General features: G+C 65.9%; 19 protein-coding genes and 1 pseudogene. 11 read left to right on the top strand and 9 right to left on the bottom strand.

Annotated elements, in window-relative coordinates:
- Window positions 1-8 precede the first annotated feature (8 nt).
- Genes SIDU_RS02865 through SIDU_RS02885 form a run of 5 tightly spaced genes read right to left on the bottom strand, consistent with a single transcriptional unit; the run spans window position 9 to window position 5,014 of the window.
- The gene (locus SIDU_RS02865; RefSeq protein ID WP_007684258.1) at window positions 9-1,295 is read right to left on the bottom strand and encodes a pilus assembly protein CpaE; all 1,287 of its coding nucleotides are present in this window, start codon (window positions 1,293-1,295) and stop codon (window positions 9-11) included.
- Between the two features lies 1 nt (window position 1,296).
- Window positions 1,297-1,953: a CpaD family pilus assembly protein gene (locus SIDU_RS02870; protein WP_007684260.1), complete on the bottom strand. Its 657-nt coding sequence runs from the start codon at window positions 1,951-1,953 to the stop codon at window positions 1,297-1,299.
- 17 nt (window positions 1,954-1,970) lie between these two features.
- Complete coding sequence (locus SIDU_RS02875) at window positions 1,971-3,470, bottom strand: type II and III secretion system protein family protein (protein WP_007684261.1); 1,500 nt, start codon at window positions 3,468-3,470, stop codon at window positions 1,971-1,973.
- Between the two features lies 1 nt (window position 3,471).
- The gene (gene cpaB / locus SIDU_RS02880) at window positions 3,472-4,488 is read right to left on the bottom strand and encodes a Flp pilus assembly protein CpaB (RefSeq protein WP_007684263.1); all 1,017 of its coding nucleotides are present in this window, start codon (window positions 4,486-4,488) and stop codon (window positions 3,472-3,474) included.
- Window positions 4,489-4,540: 52 nt separating this feature from the next.
- Complete coding sequence (locus SIDU_RS02885; RefSeq protein ID WP_013040656.1) at window positions 4,541-5,014, bottom strand: A24 family peptidase; 474 nt, start codon at window positions 5,012-5,014, stop codon at window positions 4,541-4,543.
- 42 nt (window positions 5,015-5,056) lie between these two features.
- On the opposite strand from SIDU_RS02885, the gene SIDU_RS02890 reads away from it, so the two are divergent.
- Together SIDU_RS02890 and SIDU_RS02895 are read left to right on the top strand one after the other, a co-directional pair.
- Complete coding sequence (locus tag SIDU_RS02890; protein ID WP_007684265.1) at window positions 5,057-6,037, top strand: alpha/beta fold hydrolase; 981 nt, start codon at window positions 5,057-5,059, stop codon at window positions 6,035-6,037.
- The gene (locus SIDU_RS02895) at window positions 6,034-7,137 is read left to right on the top strand and encodes an NAD(P)/FAD-dependent oxidoreductase (RefSeq protein WP_007684266.1); all 1,104 of its coding nucleotides are present in this window, start codon (window positions 6,034-6,036) and stop codon (window positions 7,135-7,137) included. Before SIDU_RS02890 ends, SIDU_RS02895 begins: the two co-directional genes overlap by 4 nt.
- A gap of 3 nt (window positions 7,138-7,140) precedes the next feature.
- On the opposite strand, the gene SIDU_RS02900 is transcribed toward SIDU_RS02895, so the two are convergent.
- Window positions 7,141-8,472: a lipopolysaccharide biosynthesis protein gene (locus SIDU_RS02900; RefSeq protein ID WP_007684267.1), complete on the bottom strand. Its 1,332-nt coding sequence runs from the start codon at window positions 8,470-8,472 to the stop codon at window positions 7,141-7,143.
- A gap of 119 nt (window positions 8,473-8,591) precedes the next feature.
- Here SIDU_RS02900 and SIDU_RS02905 point away from each other — a divergent pair, with 119 nt between their 5' ends.
- Window positions 8,592-9,359: a phosphocholine cytidylyltransferase family protein gene (locus SIDU_RS02905; RefSeq protein WP_007684268.1), complete on the top strand. Its 768-nt coding sequence runs from the start codon at window positions 8,592-8,594 to the stop codon at window positions 9,357-9,359.
- Here the strand turns inward: SIDU_RS02905 and SIDU_RS02910 are convergent.
- Genes SIDU_RS02910 through SIDU_RS02920 form a run of 3 tightly spaced genes read right to left on the bottom strand, consistent with a single transcriptional unit; the run spans window position 9,347 to window position 11,954 of the window.
- A complete protein-coding gene (locus tag SIDU_RS02910) occupies window positions 9,347-9,775 on the bottom strand; it encodes an HIT family protein (protein ID WP_007684269.1) in 429 nt (142 codons plus the stop codon). The two genes, SIDU_RS02905 and SIDU_RS02910, sit on opposite strands and share 13 nt — an antisense overlap.
- Window positions 9,772-10,866 (bottom strand): CDP-alcohol phosphatidyltransferase family protein, encoded by a 1,095-nt coding sequence (locus SIDU_RS02915; protein WP_007684270.1) that lies wholly within the window; start codon window positions 10,864-10,866, stop codon window positions 9,772-9,774. The genes SIDU_RS02910 and SIDU_RS02915 overlap by 4 nt, the downstream gene beginning before the upstream one ends.
- Complete coding sequence (locus SIDU_RS02920; RefSeq protein WP_007684271.1) at window positions 10,863-11,954, bottom strand: hypothetical protein; 1,092 nt, start codon at window positions 11,952-11,954, stop codon at window positions 10,863-10,865. The genes SIDU_RS02915 and SIDU_RS02920 overlap by 4 nt, the downstream gene beginning before the upstream one ends.
- Before the next feature lie 154 nt (window positions 11,955-12,108).
- Here SIDU_RS02920 and SIDU_RS02925 point away from each other — a divergent pair, with 154 nt between their 5' ends.
- The 8 genes and pseudogenes from SIDU_RS02925 to SIDU_RS02960 form a co-directional block, all read left to right on the top strand.
- Window positions 12,109-12,897: a succinate dehydrogenase iron-sulfur subunit gene (locus SIDU_RS02925; protein ID WP_007684273.1), complete on the top strand. Its 789-nt coding sequence runs from the start codon at window positions 12,109-12,111 to the stop codon at window positions 12,895-12,897.
- 34 nt (window positions 12,898-12,931) lie between these two features.
- On the top strand, window positions 12,932-13,378 hold the full coding sequence (locus SIDU_RS02930) for a PaaI family thioesterase (RefSeq protein WP_007684275.1): 447 nt from the start codon (window positions 12,932-12,934) through the stop codon (window positions 13,376-13,378).
- The gene (gene zapE, locus SIDU_RS02935) at window positions 13,375-14,487 is read left to right on the top strand and encodes a cell division protein ZapE (protein WP_007684277.1); all 1,113 of its coding nucleotides are present in this window, start codon (window positions 13,375-13,377) and stop codon (window positions 14,485-14,487) included. Before SIDU_RS02930 ends, zapE begins: the two co-directional genes overlap by 4 nt.
- A 305-nt stretch (window positions 14,488-14,792) precedes the next feature.
- Window positions 14,793-15,755 carry a malate dehydrogenase gene (mdh, locus tag SIDU_RS02940; RefSeq protein ID WP_007684279.1) on the top strand — a complete coding sequence of 321 codons (963 nt, stop codon included), beginning with the start codon at window positions 14,793-14,795 and terminating at the stop codon, window positions 15,753-15,755.
- A 102-nt stretch (window positions 15,756-15,857) separates the two neighbouring features.
- The gene (gene sucD / locus SIDU_RS02945) at window positions 15,858-16,742 is read left to right on the top strand and encodes a succinate--CoA ligase subunit alpha (RefSeq protein WP_007684281.1); all 885 of its coding nucleotides are present in this window, start codon (window positions 15,858-15,860) and stop codon (window positions 16,740-16,742) included.
- A gap of 85 nt (window positions 16,743-16,827) precedes the next feature.
- Window positions 16,828-19,638, top strand: a complete 2,811-nt coding sequence (locus tag SIDU_RS02950; RefSeq protein ID WP_007684283.1) for a 2-oxoglutarate dehydrogenase E1 component — start codon at window positions 16,828-16,830, stop codon at window positions 19,636-19,638.
- 8 nt (window positions 19,639-19,646) lie between these two features.
- Entirely contained in the window at window positions 19,647-20,885 is a 1,239-nt protein-coding gene (gene odhB, locus SIDU_RS02955) for a 2-oxoglutarate dehydrogenase complex dihydrolipoyllysine-residue succinyltransferase (RefSeq protein ID WP_007684284.1), read from the top strand.
- 66 nt (window positions 20,886-20,951) lie between these two features.
- A pseudogene (locus SIDU_RS02960) lies at window positions 20,952-21,224 on the top strand (GIY-YIG nuclease family protein); the annotation flags it as partial.
- Window positions 21,225-21,268: the final 44 nt, after the last annotated feature.

Consider the following 21,268-nt stretch of genomic DNA (forward strand, 5'->3'; position numbering starts at 1 on the left):
CGTCCTGTTCAGGCCGAAGCCTTGTCCTTGCGGCGCGAAGGGATCATGCTCTTGAGATCGCTGATCTTGCCCAGCAGGGAATCGCCCTTCTTCGACGCGGTCGGGCGACCTTCATCGGCCTCCGCATCCTCCGCCGCGCCCACCACCGCATCCATCAGGGTGTTGCAGGCGGCGCCGACCTTGCTGCCCTTGGCCGTTTCCGCCAGAGTCTTGCCCAGTTTCGCCGCCTGCGAAGCGACCTTGAGGTCGAAGGGGATCAGCACGTCGACCTTGCGCTCGATCGACTGTTCGAAATCCTTGCGGCTGATTTCCGGGGCGCCGGGATGGACGCGGTTGGCGACCACCAGCACGCGCGATTGCGGGGCATTGGTCTTGAGCCAGGACAGGATGCGGATCGAATCCCGCGCCGCCGCCAGGGTCAGTTCGGTGACCACGACGGTGACGTTCACGTCGCTCATCAGGTGCGGATGCTGGATCAGCATGGCGCGCGGCAGGTCGATGACGCTGCATTCGAAGGCGGCGCGGAACTCCTCCAGCAACTGGTAGAAGGCGCCGCCGTCGGTCAGCAACGGCTGGCTGATCGGCGCTTCGGCCGACAATATGGCCAGCGTGTCGCTTGCGCGCACCATGGCGCGTTCGATGAACAGCCCGTCGATGCGGCTGGGATTTTCGATGGCGTCGGTCAGGCCGCGGCCCGGCTCCAGGTCCATCGCCAGCGCATTGGTGCCGAAATGGACGTCCAGGTCCAGCAGGGCGGTCGGGCGCTTCTGCTTGTCGCTGAGCAGCCAGGCGAGCGAGGTGGCGATGCTGGACGCGCCCACGCCGCCGCGCGTGCCGATCACCGCCGCCGTCATATGCGGACGTTCGGGGCCGGCGTCGCGGGGCGCGAAGAACACCGCCTGCGCCTGGGCCAGCGCATCGCGCAACTGGTCGGCGCCGAAGGGCTTGAGCAGATAGTCCTGGATGCCGCTGGCCAGCAGGTCGCGATAGAGGCGCACGTCATTGACCTGGCCCGCCGCGATGACGACGGTGCCGGGTTCGCACACTTCGGCCAGGCTGTTGATGTCATTCAGCGGATCGCCGCTTTCCGACATGTCGATGAACAGGATCTGGGGCGAGGCGGTGATCGACAGGGACTGCACGGCGTTACGCATGCCGCCCTTGTTCACCTTTTCCGGCGCCCAGCCCATTTCCGCCGCGACGACGCGCAGCAGGTCGAAACTGTGATCGTCGCAGACGAAGGCATGGAAGGGGTCACGCTGGCCGGATGCGCCGGGTTTCCAGGGTGCGTTCATGTCAATTGCCTCCCGACAGGGTCTTAAGGTCGCCGGAGCCGGTCGGCGCCTTTTCGCGATAGGTCGAAATCGCCCGGTTGGACGTGGCGGTGCGCAGGTCGCTGTCGGTGGTCTGGCCGCGCACCAGATCCTCCGGATTGGCGATCATCGCCGCCAGATTGCCGTTCACGCCGCAGCCGAAATTGGTCGACGCGCCCAATTGCTGGTCGGTTTCCGGCTTGTCCGACCAGTCGGGGCAGCCGGGCACGCTGGCGGTGGCGCGGCGCACGATCAGGCGCACGGCCCCCTGCGGCGCGGCGCCGGCGACGGCGGTGCCGTCTTCGCCCACCAGCATGCCGTGGCGCGCCACCACATCGGCTATGCCTTCGCGCAGCGCCGGGCTGTAATAGCCCGCGTCCGTCGCGATGGCGACCTGGTCGCCATAGCCAAGGCCGATGGAAACGAACCAGTCGTCCAGCCGGCGGGCCTCCGATGCGGTGAGGCCGCCATCGGGGCCTGCCTGCACGTCGTAGGTGAAGGCAGCGTTGCTGACGACCGGCTGATGGATCGACTGCACGCCGCGATTGGCGGCCTGGTCGGTCTGGCAGGCGGAGAGCGGCAACGCCATCAGGGCGAGCGCACCGATGCGGACGATGTTTTTGCGAGACTGGAAAGTCATGTCTTTCGTCCTTCGGATCAGAAGCTGAAGCCCGGCGCGGCGTCCTTCGAACGCTTGCCGATGTCACGGGAGGCGACGGGCGGCAGAGCGGCCGATGCCTGCGGGCCGGGCGTGGGCGCCGGGGCGCCGGGCGCGCGGCTCGGCATCGGCGCGCGCGCGCCGCTGACGCCGTCATGGCCCTGTTGCAGGAACAGGCCCTGGCCCTCATTGGCGTTGCGGAAGCCGTCGGTCGGCAGGCGCACGTCGGATGCGTTCATCGGCTTCACCAGATAAGGGGTGACGACGATGACCAGTTCCGTCTCATGACGCTGGAAGTTGCGCGACTTGAACAGGCTGCCCAGGATCGGCAGGTTGCCGATGCCCGGAACCTTGCTGATGCTGTTCGCGGTGTCGTTGTTGAGCAGGCCGGCGATCATGAACGCCTGGCCCGAACCCAGTTCCACCGTGGTTTCGGCCGTGCGGCTCCTGAGCGCGGGCACGCTGGAGTCGACGGAGAAGTCGAGGCTCGACACCGTCGGGCGGACGCGCAGCGAAATGCGGCCATCGGCCAGCACGGTCGGGGTGAAGGCCAGTTGCACGCCATATTGCTTGAATTCGATGCTGTTGCCCTGCGTGCCGTTGCTGACAGTATAGGGATATTCGCCGCCCGCCAGGAAGCTGGCGGTTTCGCCGGACAGCGAGGTCAGGTTGGGCTGGGCGAGGGTGGTGGCAAGGCCGCTCGATTCCGCCAGGTCCAGCACCGCGCCGATGTCGAGGCCCAGCACGCGTGCCACGCCGCCAAGGCTGTAACCGCCGTCCGCTGTGAAGTTGAACGTTCCCCCGCCGCCGCTGTTGAAGGTGATGGCGTCCCGGGTGCCGCCGCCGATGCCGCCGGCCCATTTGCCGCCGGTCAGATCCTGCGATTTCCAGTTCATGCCGATCTTGTGCCCGACATCGCGGGACACTTCGGCAATCTTGACCTGCAGGTTGACCTGAAGCGGCGTCGCGGTGCGCAGGCGGCTGACCACGGTCACTTCCTTGCCGACGAAGGCCTGGGTCAGCCTTTCGGCCTCCGCCGCGTCTTCCGGCGCGGCGATGGTGCCGGTCAGCAGGACCATGCCGTTCATCTTGTTGACCGCGATGTCCGCGTTCGGCATCGCCAGCTTCAGCATGTCGTCGATGCTGGTCAGGTTGTTGCCGACCCGCACCGTGCCGGAAAACAGCACCTTGCCGTTGGTCGCCGTCGCGAAGACGGTTGTTTCCCCGGCCTTCTTCGCGATCAGGTAAAGCTGGTTCTGCGACCGGACATGGACGTCGACCACGTCCGGATCGCCGATCACCACGTCCGACATCTTGGCGGGCAGGTTGATGACCTTGCTGCCGCCCACGGAGAGCAGGATCGCATTGTCCTGCATGGCGGCGGGCGCGGCGTTGAGCGCGCTCGTCGGAGCGGCAGCCACGGCGACCGCCAGGCCGAGCGCGATGGCCGGGCCGAGCAGCGGCTTGGCCGCCGCTGTGTGAACTGTAAACCCCTTCATCTTACTTCCCCCCGACCGGAACGACGGTCACACTGGTTCCGCGGGCGACGCGGATCACCGGCCCCTGGCCGGCGATGGCTCCGCCGACCGGCACGCCCATGGCCGGGCCGCCAGCGCCCATGCTCTGCAAGGGCTTGGCTGGGACGCTGCTGCGCTGATAGCGCGAGACGTCGGCGCCGGTGGAATAGGTGCTGCCCTTGTCGACCGGACGCGCGGCGATGCTGGCCAGCAGCTTCTTTTCCGTGCTGGAATTGCTGCCGTCGGGCAGGTCCACGTCGCTGCCCGCGATGGCGGCGTCCAGTTCGGAACTGTTGTCCGCCAGAGAGCGCAGCGAGAGCGAGAGCGAGCCGATGGTCTGCGCCACCGCGATCTTCTCCGCGATCTTGGGCGTCACTTCGATGGTGACGTTGGAATAGGTCTGGACGACCGGCTTGCCGTCATCGCCCAGCGCGTCCATGCGCTGGTCGGTGGCGAGCACGCGCAGGTTGCGCAGGATGGTTTCGGAAACCTTGAGCGGTTCGCCCTCGCCGCCGCCGCTGACGCTCTGCGTCAGCACCAGGTCGACGCGGTCGCCCGGAAAGACGAAGCCCGCGACGCTGTTCTGCGCCGACACCGGCACGGTCACGGCGCGCATGCCCGGCCCCAGCGCGGCGGCCAGGAAGCCGCGCTCGCCCGGCTTGATCACCGAACCCAGCGTCATCGGCTGGCCGGCGGAAATGGCGGTGCGGATGACGCTGCCCACCAGCTTCTGCGGGTCGGCCTGGCCCTTGATATAATAGGCCTGCTCGACCAGATCCTTGGGCCAGGGCTGGAAGCGGAAGCTCTCCGCGTCCAAAATGGTGCCCACCGGCAGGGCCTTGGTCGCGACCAGCACATGGGGCTGGTCAGCCTCGACCGGCATGGACGACGCGCCCGCCGGGGGAGCGCTCGACGAACTCAGCATGTTGCGTGCAAGCAAGGCTGTAGTGACCGCTATGATCAGCGCCCCCACCAGCAGCACGATCTTCTTGGCATCCATGATGAAATTCGCCTCCCTCAATCGGACGAGTTGCGCCCGAGCCCCCGTTTATTCACGCAAATTGGTTAATATATCGTTCGCCAAGCAGCCAAAGCGCCGCGAACGAGATGGCTATGCCATAGGGGATTTGCGGCTGGCCCAGCCGCCGGGTCATGCGATGGTGCACGACGGTCACGATGGTGACGATGCCCCCCAGCACCGCCATCAGCATCAGCATCGACAGGGTCGCCTGCCACGGGAACCAGAGCGCGAGCGCGCCCAGCAGCTTCACGTCGCCGCCGCCCATGCAGCCGAGCGCGAACAGGACGGCGAACGCCATGAACACGATCAGCCCCGCCAGCAACTGCACCGCCATGCCCGGCCAGAGCGGCAGGCCGCAGGCCAGCCACCAGAGCGGCGCCAGCCCGGCCACCGTCAGGTTCAGCCGGTTGGAGATGATGCGAGACCGCAGATCTGTGACGGACGCCACGATCAGCAGCAATGCCAGGGCGCCGATCAGCGCCATTCGGAAAATATCCCCCATCATGGGTTCGAAACTATAGACCGCATGGCTTACCAAAGCGTAACCATGCGGCGCATGGATTCGCCCCGCTTCGTTCCCGCCCCCTTCGACCGGCGCGCCTGGCCGATGGACGGGCGGCTCGATTACTGGACCGCGCCCGACGGCTGGGGCCTGCGCCGCTACCGGCTGGGCGAGGGCGGTCGCGGCAGGATGCTGGTGCTGGGCGGACGCGGCGACATGATCGAGAAATATCTTGAGGTCATCCGCCACTGGGCCGACCGGGGATGGGCGGTCACCGGCTTCGACTGGCGCGGGCAGGGCGGATCGGGCCGCACGACCGCCGATCCGCTGTGCGGGCATATCGACGATTTCGGGCAATGGATCGCCGACCTGGATGCCTTCGCCGCCGATTGGCGCAGGCAGGGGGAAGGGCCGAGCGCCATCGTCGCGCACAGCATGGGCGGCCACCTGCTGCTGCGCGCGCTGGCGGAGGGGATGGCGCCGCCCGACGCGGCCGTGACCGTCGCGCCGATGATGGGCCTGCGCACCGCGCCGCTGCCCCGCTGGCTGGCGGTGGCCATTGCCGAAGCGATGTGCGCGCTGGGCTTTGCCGAAAAACAGGCCTGGACGCAGAAGGAGGAGTCGGAACGGCAGCGCCGCATGCGGCAGAAGCGGCTGACCCACGATCCCGAACGCTATGCCGATGAACTGTGGTGGCGCGACCATGGGCGGGAGGTGGCGCTGGGGCCGCCTAGCTGGAAATGGGTGGCGCAGGCGCTGCATTCGACCCGCGCGCTGGAAAGGGGTGGGGCGATCGAGCGGATCGCGGTGCCCTTGCTCATACTCGCGGCGCGGACGGACCGGCTGGTCTCCACGCCCGCCATCGAGCGGATCGCGGCGCGGATCGCCGGCGCGCGGCTGCATGTCTACGGGCGCGAGGCGGCGCATGAGATATTGCGGGAGCTGGACCCGGTGCGGCTGGACGCGCTGGCGCGCATCGACCGCTTCCTGGATGAGGTCGCCCCGAACCGGATCGGCGCGGGATGAACCGGCACGACATCGTGATCGTGGGCGGCGGGATCGCCGGGGCGAGCCTTGGCGCGGTGCTGGCGGACCGTGCCAGCGTGTTGATGCTGGAGATGGAGCCGAGCGCCGGCTATCACGCGACGGGGCGGGCAGTCTCCTTCTGGGAGGAGACTTATGGCGGGCTGGCCGTCCAGCCGCTGACCACGGCGTCGGGTCCGATGCTGGCCGCGCCCGATCCGGACTTTTGCGAAAGCCCCTTTCTGACGCCGCGCCGGACGCTGCATGTCGGGCGGGCGGGAGACGCGGCGGCGCGCGACCGTCTGCTGGAGCAGTTCGGCGCCAAGGTGGACCTGGTTCCGGTCGATCCCGCCGCGCTGGTCCCCGGACTAAGGCCGGAATGGTCGCTGGGCGTTCTGGAGCCGGGGGTGTGCGACATCGACGTGGCGGCGCTGCATCAGGCCTGGTTGCGGCGGTTCCGGCGCCTGGGCGGCGAGGTGCGGCTGGCGACGGCGTTGCGGCGCGCCGAAGCGCGGGACGGCGGTTGGCGGATCGAAACCGATGCGGGCGCGATCGATTGCGGCGTGATCGTCGACGCGGCGGGGGCATGGGCCGACGACGTGGCCAGGGCCTGCGGCGTAGCGCCCATCGGCATTGCGCCGCTGCGCAGGACAGTGGTGCAATTGCGCGTGCCGGCCATGCCCTCGGCCGATCTGCCGCTGGTCATGGACCTTGGATCGCAATTCTATTTCAAGCCGGAAGGGGAGGGCCGCGTCTGGCTGACCCCGCATGACGAGGAACCATCGCCCCCCTGCGACGCCGCGCCGGAGGAAATGGCGGTGGCGGAGGCGATTGCGCGTTTCGAGTCGGTGGTCGACTGGCCGGTCGAGGCGGTGGAGCGCAAATGGGCCGGGCTGCGCAGCTTCTCCCGCGACCGCGCGCCGGTCTATGGCTTCGATCCGGCGGCGCGGGGATTTTTCTGGTTCGCCGGGCAGGGCGGGTTCGGCATCCAGACCTCGCCCGCGGCGGCTCTGCTGGGCGCTGCCCTTCTCAGGGGAGAGGCTTTGCCGCCCCAGATCGCGGGGATCGATCCGGCGCCTTATTCTCCGGCGCGGTTCCGTTAAGTTTCAGCGCGCTTCCTTCATGTCGGACCGGGCCAAGACCCGTCGGCTCGCCAGGCCCATCATGGCAAAGCCGGCGATCGAGGCGACGATATTCGCGCTGGCCGCCCCGACCGTTCCGTATATCGGCAGCAAGGCCGCCTGCATCCCCAGCAGCAGCACAGTTGAAACCAGCGTGATGCGCAGCGAAAGGCTGGCCCGGTCGGTCGCCATCAGCAGCGGACGATAGCTGACCCCGACCAGGTCGATGCAGGCCGCGATCCCCAGCAGCAGCAGCAGCGGATAGGCCGGCAGAAACGCCTTGCCGGCGATCAGGCCCAACAAGGGATGGCCGACGGCCAGGATCAGGGCGATGATCGCCGCCCCTGCGACCAGCGCCAGCCGGTTGGTCCGCCGGAACAACGTGCCCAGCGCCTCATGGCCATGGCTGGAATGGGTGCGGCTCAATTCCACGAAGATGCTGCGGGAGAGCAGGCCGGAAATCTTGGTCAGGGAATTGGCGAGCTGGTTGGCCAGCCGATAGAGGCCGGCCCCCGCCGGTCCCGCGAACAGGCCGACCACCAGCACGGCCACCTGCTGGCCGACGGAGGACAGGGTCGTCTGCAAATTGGTGGCGGTGAGGAAGCCGACGATGCCGGGATTTTCCCTGCGCGCGTCCAGCGCCCGGCCGGCCCGCCAGCTTCCGAGCCTGTCGCCACCGACGCGCAGCGCGAGCCACCAGTAGCTGATCGCGCAGAGCAGTTCGGCAGCGCCCCAGGCAATCAGGAAGCCGGTGACATTGGGCATCAGCATCCAGGCGAGCGCCGCGCCGATCATGCGCCCGACCGGAATCATGGTTTCGGCGAAGGCGCCGGTATCGAATCGGTCGAACAGCCGCAGCACGCCGGTCGGGCTGGAGCGGATGGTGATCATCATCACCATGCAGAAGATCCATGCCTGCCAACCCATGCCCGCCGACAATTGCATCAGCGGCCCGAAGGCGAGGATGATGAACGCCGCGATCAGCCCGCCCGCGACGGCCGAACCCAGGTCGATCAGGATGCAGAAGCGCAGCACCCGGTTCAGCGCGTCGCCATTGCCGGACGCCAGATGCGGCTGGCCGTAGCGCACCACGATCTGCCAACTGTCGAAATTGACCAGCGTCTGGATGAGGCCGGTGGCGCTCAGCACCAGCGCGAAGCGGCCGAAATCCGCGACGCCCAGGGTCCGCGTGACGATGGCGAGATAGGCAAGGCTCAGCACCGCGCCCACGCCCTTGCCGCCCAGCAGCCAGCCGGTGTTCGCCAGGATGCGGGCGAAGCCTTCCTGAGCGCCACCCGATCCGCGGTTGATCGTCACTTGGGTTCCGGCCTTTCGATGCAACGCCGTCGCTGGCGCGCGCGCCTATCTAGGATTGGGCCGGCTGCGATGCAACACACCCTGTCCATCGGCCGGTCTTTGCTTTAATGCCCCGCCTCATGACTATTTCGAAAGCCATCATCCTTTCCGCGGGCCAGGGATCGCGCCTGCTGCCGCTGACCCGCGACGTGCCCAAATGCATGATCGATTTCAACGGCCGCACCCTCATAAGCTGGCAGGTCGCCGCGCTGGTGGCGAACGGCGTGACCGACATCGTCGTCGTCACAGGCTTCCGCACCGAACGGGTGGAGGACCATGCCCTGCAACTCTATCGCGAAACCGGCGCGCGCATCCGCACCGTATTCAACCCCTTCTTCCAGGTGGCGGATAACCTTGGCACCTGCTGGATCGCGCGTGAGGAGATGGACCGGGACTTCATCATCCTGAACGGCGATACCATCGTTTCGGACGAGATCGTGGCGAAGCTGATCGCGGGGGCGCAGGACGCCATCACCGTGACCGTGGACGTCAAGCCCGGCGACTATGACGATGACGACATGAAGGTGAACCGGGACGAGACGGGGCGCCTGCTCGCCATCGGCAAGCGGTTGCTGCCGCACGACACCAATGCCGAATCCATCGGCATGCTGGCCTTCAAGGGAGAGGGGGCCGCGATCTTCCGCAACCAGATCGACCAGATGATGCGCACGCCCGAAGGGGTGGAGCGCTGGTATCTGCGCGCCATCGACATCATCGCCAAGGGCAACCGGGTCGGCACCGTCTCCATCGAGGGGCTGGACTGGCAGGAAGTCGACTTCCCGCAGGATGTGGAGGCGGCGAATGCGCTCACCGCCCGCTGGCTGGCCGAAGGGCGCTACGCGAAGTAGAGTTTGAGCCAGCCGGTCAGCGCGGCGATCTGGTCCGACGAAAGTTTCGCCGCACTGCCCAGGTCGGGCTGTCCCGGCCATCCGGCATCGGGGACTGCAACGCCTGCATGTTCGCGGCTGCCCTCATAGCGGGGCAGCACATGGAAATGGACATGCGGGTCCACCATCATCAGCATCAGATAGTTGATCTTGCCGTAGCCGACCGCCTGGCCGAGCGCGCTTTCGATCGCCTTGGTCACGCTCGCCAGTTCGGCATGGGCTGCCGGCGGCAGGTCGCCAAAGGCCTCCGCGTCGGATTTCGCCGCCAGCACCAGCGATCCCAGCGTCGGCTGGGCCGGGCGCAGCAGCACCAGCCAGTGCGCGAACTCCGCGATCAGTGTGGCGGGATAACCGAATTTCTTGATGGTCGCGTTCATGCGCCTGCCTCCATCCAACTGACGACGGGCCGCCCGGCGCGCTGCGCGCCATAGGCCTGCACCAGCCGGACGGCATGGACGGCCAGCGAGATGATCGTCCACCAGGCCAATGCGATCAGGCCGATGTCCGGCCGTCCAGCCAGCAGCGCGACGAACAGGATCACCATGTTCGGATTGCGCCGCGCGGTGATCAGGCGGAACCGGCTGTCGAACCGCTGCCAGACATGGATGTCCATCCCGAAATCCTTGATGAACATTCCCTCGATCACCCTTTGGAGAACATAGCCCGCGATCACCGCCGCCATCACCAGCGCGAAGTCCCGCGCCGACAGCGCCAGCTCCCAGGCCGAAAGCCCCACGCCCCAGAAATACCACCAGAAGGGCGGGTGGATCAGGTCCACGCCATGGTCCGCGACATTGCCCCATTTGGACGAGGTGATGGTGCAGCGGGCCAGCTTCCCGTCCACCGTGTCCAGCACCATGAAGACGAAGCCGGCGAGCATGCCGGTCCAATACAGCCCCTGCGCGAAGAACCAGGTTGCGGCCACGCAGAGCGTCGCGCCGATGGCCGTCACCATATTGGGCGTCATGCCGATGGAAGCGGCCAGCCGAGTCAGCCAAAGCGCCAGTTCGGGCCAGAGATATTTGGTGAGCAGGTCGGTGACGCCCTTATAGGCGCCGAAATAGCTTTGCCGCTCTATGTCGCGCCGGGTGGCGGGGGTGAGTTCCCGGACGAAGGGTTGCTCCAGCTTGCGGAGTTGCCGGTTGTAGAGCTTCCGCCCGTCCGAAAGATCGACGACATGCGCCGCGCCCAGCGGATCGCTGCCCGCCGGTACCTGTCCAACGATGGGCGCCGCGCCCCAGGCGAAGACCGTTCCCGGCTCCTCCAGCGCCAGCCGCAGCAGCATCGGATCGAAGGCGTAGGCCAGGTTGAACAGCAGTTCATGGCCGTCCGCCAACGCGCTGCCGTTCTTCGCGGAGCTTTCGGCCATGCGGCGGCATCGTTCGGCATTGGACATGCCCCAGATGCGGGTGGCGTTTTCGCCCAGCAGCCGCACCGGGCCGAGCGCGGTCATGATCGTCTGGGTCATGCTGCGGCGTTCCTTTCGGATTTCCGCGCGAAATCGAGGATAAAGTCGGCCTGTCGTTCGGAGGCGGGGGTGGGCGATGGCTCGATGGAATCGGACATGGCCGCCTCCTGAGCATCAACGAACCCGGCTTGCAAGTCCGCCGCGCAATCAAGCGCCTGTGGCAGGGTGCCCATATCCTCGATCACCTGCCCCAGCCGCCAGTGGGAAAAGGCCTCATCGCCACGCCAGTCGCGCCGGTCGAGATTGAGGAAGATGCAGGGGCGGGGATGGAGCAGATATTCATAGACCTGACTCGACACGTCGCCCAGATAGACGTCCGCGCTCATCGTGTAGCTCATGTCGATGGAATGGCGGCTGCCCATGTCGATGCGGATATGGGGCGCCGTCGTTCGGATCGGCGCGGCGCGGCCGGCCAGCTTGGTATGGGGGGCGATGATGACGTTCCATCCCTCCAATGCTTCCAGCGCCGCCAGCACCTCCGGCTCATGGCGGGTCCATGACGACAATTCGGCATCGAAATGCGGATTGTAGAGCAGCACCGGCCAGTCATTGTCGAAAAAGCGTTGCCGCGCGGCCTTCAGCTCGAACTTCGCATAGCCGCCGACCACGCAATCCTGTGCCGTGCAGAGCCCGCGGTCGATCAGCCGCCGCCGGTCCTTCTCGCCCGCGACCAGCGTCAGGTCGAAGGCGGAATGGCGCGCTTTGTACCCGCCTTCCCGGTCGCCCGCGCCATGCTTGATCTGGATCATCCGCGCGGAAAAACCCGGCATCGCGCGCAGCCAGCCGCTCGAAATCTCCGTCGTCACCAGCAGAGGAAAGCGGCGGATGACCGCATAGTTCAGCATCAGCGTCAGGAACCGCGAAGGCTGGCGGAACAGCGAGTCGGGTCGGGTGGGCGGTCGGCGCAGCCGGATGAGGTTCAGCGCGCCTTCTTCATCATAGCTGGCGACCAGGTCCAGGATCAGCCGGGACGGGGAAAGAACATGCACCTTCGTCTCCGCCCGACGCGACAGGGCAAGCGCCGCCGGCAGCCAGTGATAGACCTGATGGGCTTCGGCAATGGCAAGGAAGGCGATCTCTGTCGGCAAAGAACTGGTCTCCGGGGTGTGCCGCGCCGTAGCGGCCAGGATCGCCACAAATCAAGCAAACCCGTTTTTTGAATTGCGTCAGTGCTGGACCTTTGCAGATTTTTTGTTATGCGCAACGCCGACTGAAGGATTATCCGAAGAGGCTTGACGAACAATGGCCGAATTTTCGTTGCCCAAGAACAGCAAGATCAGCGCCAAGGGCGCAACCCACAAGGCGCCGGACGGCGCGACGAACGTCAAGAGCTTCAAGGTCTATCGCTACGATCCCGACTCCGGGCAAAATCCCCGCTACGACACGTTCGAGATCGATCTCGACAATTGCGGGCCGATGGTTCTGGACGCGTTGCTGAAGATCAAGAACGAATATGATCCGACGCTGACCTTCCGCCGTTCCTGCCGCGAGGGTATTTGCGGCTCCTGCTCGATGAACATGAACGGCCGCAACGGCCTGGCCTGCACCACCTCGATCGAGGAATGCGCGGGCAAGGAAGTGCGCGTCACGCCGCTGCCGCACATGGACGTGATCAAGGATCTGGTCCCCGACTTCACCCATTTCTACGCGCAGTACAACAGCATCAAGCCCTGGCTGCAAACCGTCAGCCCGGCGCCCAGCGGCAAGGAACGGCTCCAGTCGCCCGCCGACCGCGAGAAGCTGGACGGCCTCTACGAGTGCATCCTGTGCGCCTGCTGCTCGACCTCCTGCCCCAGCTACTGGTGGAACAGCGACAAGTTCCTGGGTCCGGCGATCCTGCTCCAGGCCTATCGCTGGCTGGCCGACAGCCGCGACGAATATACCGGGGAGCGCCTGGACGAACTGGAAGATCCCTTCCGTCTCTATCGCTGCCACACCATCATGAACTGCGCGAATGTCTGCCCCAAGGGACTGAGCCCGGCGAAGGCGATCGCGGAAACCAAGAAGATGATGGTCGAACGGCAGCTCTGACGCGGTGAGCGGCGGAACGGGTCGTCTGAGCCCGGTGGCCGAAGGGCCCTGGGCGGGCTGGTCATGCTGGACCGATACGGCGCCGGGAACCTTCCTCGATTCGGCCATCGGCACCAGCTATTCGCGCAGCGACGCGGCGGACAGGGCGACGGTCATGCTGGAAAGCAGGCCGTCGCACGCCAACCGCCTGGGCCTGCTGCACGGCGGCTTGCTGGCGGCCTTTGCCGACCATGCCTATTTCGCCGCCCTGGCGGCGATGGGCCGTCCGGAACAGGCAGCGGCGGTGACCGTTGACCTTGGCATGCAATATTGTGGTTCCGGAAAGATCGGTCCCGTCCTGCGCGCGGAGGTGGAATTGCTGCGCGAAACCGGACGGCTGATGTTCCTGCGCCTGACCATTTTCCAGGATGACGATCTGATCGCGGCATCGAACGCGACCGTGCGCAAGGCGCCCGAATCCAGGAAGCCGCTTTCCAAGTGAGCAGCGTCATCGCCCGTTACGACGCGCTCGTGGCCGCGGGCGAATTGCGGCCCGACCCCGACCAGCGGGCGGCGGCAGTGCGACTCGACGGGCTGCAACAGGAGCTGGAGGCGTCGCCGCCGCGCGGTTCGACCCTGTGGAAGCTGCTGCGCAAGGCGCCCGAGCCGCCGCGCGGCCTTTACATGTGGGGCGGCGTGGGTCGCGGCAAATCGATGCTGATGGACCTGTTCTTCGACGCGGTGCATATCCAGCGCAAGAAGCGCGCCCATTTCCACGAATTCATGCTCGACGTCCACGCCCGGCTGGCCGAGGCGCGCAAGTCGGAGACGGGCGACCCGATCCCGCCGGTGGTCGATTCGCTGGCGGAGGAGGCGCGGCTGCTCTGCTTCGACGAGATGGTCGTCAACAACATGGCCGACGCCGCCATCATGTCGCGGCTGTTCACCGGCCTGATGGAAAGGCGGGTGACGATCGTCACCACATCCAACCGCGAGCCGGACGAACTCTACAAGAACGGCCTCAATCGCCAGCTTTTCCTGCCCTTCATCGACCTTATCAAGGCGAAGCTGGACGTCATGACCCTGAACGGGCCGACCGACTATCGGCTCGACCGCCTGGGCGATGCGCAGCTATGGCATGCGCCCAACGGGCCGGAGGCGACGAGGGCGCTGTCGGAGGCCTTTTTCCGCCTGACCGACTATCCGGTGGAGGACCGGGCCAAGGTGCCGGTCGAGGAGATCAAGGTCCAGGGCGGCCGCACGCTCCATGTGCCCAAGAGCCTGAAGGGCGTGGCGGTCTTTTCCTTCAAGCGCCTCTGCGCCGAGGCGCGGGGCGCGCCCGACTATCTGGCGATCGCGCGCAAATATCATACCGTCATCATCGTCGGCATTCCGGTGCTGGGGCCGGAGAAGCGCAACGAGGCGGCCCGGTTCGTGACGCTGATCGACGCGCTCTACGAATATAAGGTGAAGCTGCTCGTCTCCGCCGATGCGGAGCCGGCGCGCCTCTATCCCGAAGGGGACGGCGCGTTCGAGTTCGAGCGCACCGTGTCGCGCCTGATGGAAATGCAGTCCGACGATTATCTGGCGCTGGGCCACGGCGAGAAATAGTCCCGGCACGCGATGGATTGGGTCCAGGATGACGGGACCAAAGCGCTTGTTCCCCTGCAATCCGGTTTTGCGAAAAGGGTCCGCACGCCCCCGTCAAGGGAGGCGTGCGGCAGGTGGCCGCTGCGGGGAAGGGCCATGCGCCAGGGTAGGAGCGCTTGGGCAACAGGGGCGGCGGCCCTATTAATGCAACTGCGAATGAATTGCAAAGATAAATTGACCTGAGGGCTTTTGCGCGGTTGAAACCTCGGCCGGATAGGCCTAAGCGCACATGCGGTTCCGGTTTACGGCTTGGAGGATGATTGCATATGGCCCGTAAGAAGATCGCGCTCATCGGCGCTGGTAATATCGGTGGCACCCTCGCGCATCTCGCGGCTCTCAAGGGCCTGGGCGACATCGTGCTGTTCGACGTCGTCGAAGGCGTGCCGCAGGGCAAGGCGCTCGACCTGTCGCAGTGCGGCCCGGTCGAAGGCTTCGACGCCAAGATCACCGGCACCAACGATTATGCCGACATCAAGGACGCGGACGTCATCATCGTCACCGCCGGCGTCGCCCGCAAGCCGGGCATGAGCCGCGACGACCTGCTGGGCATCAACCTTAAGGTCATGAAGGCCGTGGGCGAGGGCATCAAGAACAACGCCCCCAACGCCTTCGTCATCTGCATCACCAACCCGCTGGACGCGATGGTGTGGGCGCTGCGCGAATTTTCCGGCCTGCCGCACAACAAGGTCGTCGGCATGGCGGGCGTTCTCGACTCCGCCCGCTTCAGCCACTTCCTGGCCGAGGAATTCCAGGTTTCGGTCAAGGAAGTGAACAGCTTTGTGCTGGGCGGCCATGGCGACACCATGGTTCCGGTCGTGGAATATTCGACCGTCGCGGGCATCCCCATCCCCGACCTCATCAAGCAGGGCCGTTCGACCAAGGAACGCATCGACGCCATCGTGCAGCGCACCCGTTCGGGCGGCGGCGAGATCGTCGCCCTGCTGAAGACCGGATCGGCCTTCTACGCGCCCGCCACCAGCGGCATCGCCATGGCGGAGGCCTATCTGTTCGACCAGAAGCGCCTGCTGCCCTGCGCCGCGAACCTGACCGGCCAATATGGCGTCGACAACCTCTATGTCGGCGTGCCCGTGATCATCGGCAAGGACGGCGTCGAGCAGGTCGTTGAGATCGAGCTGGACGACGAGGCCAAGGCCAACCTTCAGGTGTCGGTCGACGCCGTGAAGGAGCTTCTGGAAGCCTGCAAGGGCATCGATCCTTCGCTGGCCTGATCCGCACGAGCTTGCACCGGACCGTCCCAGGTGAGTGCGCAGCCTGGGTCGGTCCGCCTTTAGACCCAAAGTGCCACGTCCACAGACAATGAAGGGACGCTCATGTCCATTCTGGTGAACAAGAACACCAAGGTCATCACCCAGGGGATGACCGGCGCCACCGGCACCTTCCACACCGAAACCGCTTTGGCCTATGGCACGCAGATGGTCGGCGGCGTCACGCCCGGCAAGGGCGGCACGACGCATATCGGCCTGCCGATGTTCGACACCGTCGCCGAGGCGAAGGCGAAGACCGGCGCCGACGCATCGGTCATCTACGTCCCGCCGCCGTTCGCGGCCGACTCGATCCTGGAGGCGATCGATGCGGAAATCCCGCTGATCGTCTGCATCACCGAGGGCATTCCGGTGCTGGACATGGTGAAGGTGAAGCGCGCCCTGTCGGGCAGCAAGTCGCGCCTGATCGGCCCCAACTGCCCCGGCCTGCTGACGCCCGGCGAATGCAAGATCGGCATCATGCCGGGCAACATCTTCTCCAAGGGCAGCGTCGGCGTCGTCTCGCGCTCCGGCACGCTGACCTATGAGGCGGTGTTCCAGACCAGCAATGCGGGCCTGGGCCAGACCACGGCCGTCGGCATCGGCGGCGATCCGGTCAACGGCACCAATTTCATCGACGTGCTGGAACTGTTCCTGGCCGACGACGCCACCGAATCGATCATCATGATCGGCGAAATCGGCGGCGACGCGGAAGAGCAGGCCGCCCAGTTCCTGATCGACGAAGCCAAGAAGGGCCGCAAGAAGCCGATGGCCGGCTTCATCGCGGGCCGCACGGCGCCTCCGGGCCGCCGCATGGGCCATGCCGGCGCGATCGTGTCGGGCGGCAAGGGCGATGCGGAAAGCAAGATCGCCGCGATGGAAGCGGCTGGCATCAAGGTCGCCGCCAGCCCGTCCGAACTGGGCACGACCCTGCTGGAAGTGCTGAAGGGCTGATCGGCCGAAAGCGATGGCCGGGCTGCACCCCGGCCATCGGTTACCCCGCTCCGCGACTGCACGCGGTTGGCATGGGACGAGAGAAATGGGTTACGAGAACCAGGAAGTTTTTGACGGCGTTGGGGACATCGAGCACGGACCGAGCTGGGCGCGCACCAACTGGCCGCCGATCGACACCGACGACCTGACCGGGGCGCTGGACCCCACGCAGATGCAGGTGGCCGTGAAGGCCGCCGCCAAGGCCAATGGCAAGGCGGTTTCCGACGCCGACGCCGTCAGCGCCGCCGACGACGCGATCCGCGCCCAGATGCTGATCCGCACCTATCGCGTGCGCGGTCATCTGGCCGCCAATCTCGACCCGCTGGGGCTGACCCAGCGCGACCTGCCGGCCGACCTGACGCCGGAATATCATGGCCTGAACGACCTCGACAAGAAGGTCTATCTGGGCGGCACGCTGGGCCTGCAATATGCCACCGTGCGCGAGATCGTGGCGATCCTGCGCGCCAATTATTGCGGCAATGTCGGCCTGGAATATATGCACATTGCGGACGTGGAGGAACGCCGTTTCCTCCAGGAGCGCCTGGAGGGCAAGGACAAGGAAATCCACTTCACGCCGGAAGGCAAGAGGGCGATCCTGGCCAAGGTGATCCACGCCGAGCAATATGAGAAGTTCCTGGGCCGCAAATATGTCGGCACCAAGCGCTTCGGCCTGGACGGCGGCGAATCGATGATCCCCGCGCTGGAAGCCATCATCAAATATGGCGGCGCGCAGGGCGTTCGCGAGATCGTCTACGGCATGGCCCATCGCGGCCGCCTGAACGTGCTGGCCAATGTGATGGCCAAGGGCTTCCGCGTCATCTTCCACGAATTTTCCGGCGGCACCGCCAATCCGGAGGATGTCGGCGGTTCGGGCGACGTGAAATATCACCTCGGCACCTCGACCGACCGCGAGTTCGACGGCGTCAAGGTCCATATGTCGCTGGTCCCCAACCCGTCGCACCTCGAAACCGTCGATCCGGTGGTGCTGGGCAAGGTCCGCGCGCAGCAGACCTTCCGCGACGACCTGACCAGGCATGAGCAGGTGCTGCCCGTGCTGATCCATGGCGACGCGGCCTTCGCGGGGCAGGGCATCGTCTGGGAATGCCTCGGCTTTTCCGGCGTCAGCGGCTACAATACCGGCGGCTGCATCCACTTCATCGTCAACAACCAGATCGGCTTCACCACCAGCCCGCAATTCTCCCGCGGCTCGCCCTATCCCAGCGACGTGGCGAAGGGCGTGCAGGCGCCGATCCTGCACATCAACGGCGACGATCCGGAAGCCGTCACCTTCGCGTGCAAGCTGGCGATGGAATATCGCCAGACCTTCCATCGCGACATCGTGATCGACATGTGGTGCTATCGCCGCTTCGGCCATAATGAAGGCGACGAGCCGTCCTTCACCCAGCCGCAAATGTACGCGAAGATCCGCCAGCATCCGCCGGTCAGCGACGTCTATTCGGCGCGATTGAAGGCCGAAGGCGTGGTCGACGACGATTTCGTCAATCAGGTGACGGGCGATTTCGTCAATCATCTGGAGGAGGAGTTCGAGGCGGCGAAGAGCTACAAGCCCAACAAGGCCGACTGGTTCGCCGGTCGCTGGTCGGGCCTGCACAAGCCCGCCGACGCCGAGACCACCCGCCAGAGCGTGGAGTCCGCGATCAGCCAGAAGCTGTTTGACAGCCTGGGCAAGACGCTGACCGCGATTCCGGAGGGCCTCAACGTCCACAAGACGCTCAAGCGCGTGATCGACGCCAAGGCGGAGATGTTCAAGTCCGGCGAGAATTTCGACTGGGCGACCGGCGAGGCGCTGGCCTTCGGATCGCTGCTGTCGGAGGGCTATGGCGTCCGCCTGTCGGGCCAGGACTCCGGACGCGGCACCTTCAGCCAGCGTCACGCCGTCTGGACCGACCAGGATACGGAATCGAAATATGTCCCGCTCTCCACCGTGCCGCACGGCCGGTTCGAGGTGCTGGACTCGCCGCTCTCCGAATATGGCGTGCTGGGCTTCGAATATGGCTTCGCGCTGGCCGATCCCAAGAGCCTCGTGCTCTGGGAAGCGCAGTTCGGCGACTTCGCCAATGGCGCGCAGATCATCTTCGACCAGTATATCGCTTCGTCGGAGACCAAGTGGCTGCGGTCCAACGGTCTCGTCTGCCTGCTGCCGCACGGCTATGAAGGCCAGGGTCCGGAGCATAGCTCGGCGCGTCTGGAGCGGTATCTCCAGCTTTGCGCGGAAGGAAATATCCAGGTCGCGAACATCACGACCCCGGCCAATTACTTCCATGTCCTGCGTCGCCAGATGCTGCGGCCCTTCCGCAAGCCGCTGATCATCATGGCCCCCAAGTCGTTGCTGCGCCACAAGCTGGCGGTCAGCAAGGCGGAGGACTTCCTGGGCGAAACGCACTTCAAGCGCATCCTGTCGGACCCCAACGGGTCGGCCGACAAGGATACCCGCCGCCTGGTGCTCTGCTCCGGCAAGGTCTTCTACGACCTGATGGAGGCCCGCGACGCCGCTGGCGACACGGACGTGCAGATCGTTCGCATCGAACAGATCTACCCGTTCGCGACCGACGCCCTCGCCAAGCGCATCGAGCGCATGACGCATCTGGAAGAGGTCGTCTGGTGTCAGGAGGAACCGCGCAACAACGGCGCCTGGTTCTTCGTGGAGCCCTATATCGAGGAAGCGCTGGCCACCGCCGGCAAGGCGCCGATGCGCGCCCGCTATGCGGGCCGCAAGGCGTCGGCGTCGCCCGCCACGGGCCTTGCCAAGCGCCATGTCGCCGAACAGGGCGCCCTCGTCGCCGATGCGCTGGGTCACAGCGTCCGTGAAGAAATCCGTCGCCAGAAGAAAGGCTGAACAAGCTCATGGCTACCGAAGTCAAAGTCCCTACTCTGGGCGAATCCGTTACCGAAGCAACCGTTGGCCAGTGGCTGAAGAAGCCCGGCGAGGCGGTGAAGGCCGACGAGCCCATCGTCTCCCTTGAAACCGACAAGGTCGCGGTCGACGTGCCCGCGCCGGTCGCCGGCGTGCTGGGCGACATCGTCGCCAAGGAAGGCGACACGGTCGAGGTCGGCGCGCTGCTGGCCTATGTGAACGAAGGCGCGGCCGCCGGGGCCGCTCCCGCCGCTGCTCCCGCCGCCGCCAAGGCGGAGGCGGCCGCCCCGGCTCCCGCCGCTTCGGCTCCGGCCGATGACGAGGAAGGCGGCAACCTGACTCTGTCGCCGGCAGTCCGCCGCCTGGTGCTGGAACATGGCCTGGACCCCAGCAAGATCAAGGGCACGGGCAAGGACGGCCGCCTGACCAAGGACGATGTCGTCGCCGCCGCCGCCGCAGGCACTGCCAAGGCCGCCGCTTTGGCCCCGGCCGCCGCGCCTGCCGCTGCTGCTCCCGCCGCCGGTCCCAGCCGCGCGCAGGAACGCGTCAAGATGACCCGCCTGCGCCAGACCGTCGCCAAGCGGCTCAAGGAAGCGCAGAACAACGCGGCGCTGCTCACCACCTATAATGACGTGGACATGACCAACGTCATCGAGGCGCGGGCGAAGTACAAGGACCTGTTCGAGAAGAAGCATGGCGTCCGCCTGGGCTTCATGGGCTTCTTCACCAAGGCCGTCTGCATGGCGCTGCGCGACATTCCGGGCGTCAACGCGCAGATCGAGGGCGACGAGATCGTCTATAACGATTTCGCCGACATCTCGGTCGCGGTCTCGGCCCCGAACGGCCTGGTCGTGCCGGTCATCCGCAACGCGGAATCGCTGAGCGTCGCCGACATCGAAAAGACCATCGGCAATTTCGGGAAGAAGGCCAAGGAAGGCACGCTGACCATGGAGGATATGAAGGGCGGCACCTTCACCATCTCCAATGGCGGCGTCTTCGGCTCGCTGCTGTCCAGCCCGATCATCAACCCGCCGCAGTCGGCGGTGCTGGGCCTGCACCGGATCGAGGACCGTCCGGTCGTCCGCGACGGCCAGATCGTCATCCGCCCGATGATGTATCTCGCCCTCAGCTACGACCATCGCCTGATCGACGGTCGCGAGGCGGTGACTTTCCTGGTCGCGGTGAAGAACGCGATCGAGGATCCCACCCGCCTGCTGATCGACCTGTAAAGATGTGACCAGTGCTCCTGCGGAGGCAGGAGCCCAGGGTGGAGACGCGCTACGCGAGCCGGCTATGTCTATCTTATGGCGAACAGGCGCAACGGCACCCTATATCTGGGTGTCACCAGCGATCTGGCGGCCAGGGCATATCAACATCGCAACGGCTTGATTGACGGTTTCACCAAGGACCATGATTGTAAATTGCTGGTCTGGTTTGAGGCATATGAGGATCTGCAGGAAGCACGGCATCGCGAACTGCGGATGAAGAAATGGAAACGCGCCTGGAAGATCGAGCTGATCGAACGCGATAATCCACAATGGCGGGATTTGTTCGAAACGCTGTTCTGACGACGCCCTGGGCTCCCGCTTTCGCGGGAGCACGGCAATGGAGT

The sequence above is a fragment of the Sphingobium indicum B90A genome, assembly GCF_000264945.2.
In the GTDB taxonomy this organism is placed as follows: domain Bacteria; phylum Pseudomonadota; class Alphaproteobacteria; order Sphingomonadales; family Sphingomonadaceae; genus Sphingobium; species Sphingobium indicum.